Below are 605 nucleotides of genomic sequence, written 5' to 3' on the forward strand. Positions count from 1 at the left end.
CGGCTCCGCCCCGTACGCCGGGTCGAGCAGCCACCAGTCCGGCCCGTGGTCCGCCGACCACTCGCCTCCCTGCGCGAACTCCTGCCCCATGTACAGCAGTTGCTTGCCCGGGTGCGCCCACATGAAGCCCAGATAGGCACGGTGGTTGGCGCGCTGCTGCCACCAGTCGCCCGGCATCTTCGACACCAGCGACCGCTTGCCGTGCACCACCTCGTCGTGCGAGATCGGCAGGATGTAGTTCTCGCTGTACGCGTACACCATCGAGAACGTCATCTCGTGGTGGTGGTACTTGCGGTGCACCGGCTCCTTCTGCATGTACTCCAGCGAGTCGTGCATCCAGCCCATGTTCCACTTCATGCCGAAGCCCAGACCGCCGAAGCCGCCCGGCCCCACCTGGTCCGTCGCCCGCGTCACGCCGTCCCAGGCCGTGGACTCCTCCGCGAACGTCACGATCCCCGGGCAGCGCCGGTACACCGTCGCGTTCATCTCCTGGAGGAAGGCCACCGCGTCCAGGTTCTCCCGGCCGCCGTGCTCGTTCGGCAGCCACTCGCCGTGCTCCCGCGAGTAGTCCAGGTAGAGCATCGACGCCACCGCGTCCACCCGCA

1 pseudogene is annotated in these 605 nt (G+C 68.1%); it reads right to left on the reverse strand.

What is annotated here, in order from left to right:
- Positions 1-605 (reverse strand): annotated as a pseudogene (locus tag AOK00_RS25335) (1,4-alpha-glucan branching enzyme); the annotation flags it as partial.

The organism is Streptomyces aureus, assembly GCF_001418135.1.
Lineage (GTDB): Bacteria > Actinomycetota > Actinomycetes > Streptomycetales > Streptomycetaceae > Streptomyces > Streptomyces aureus_A.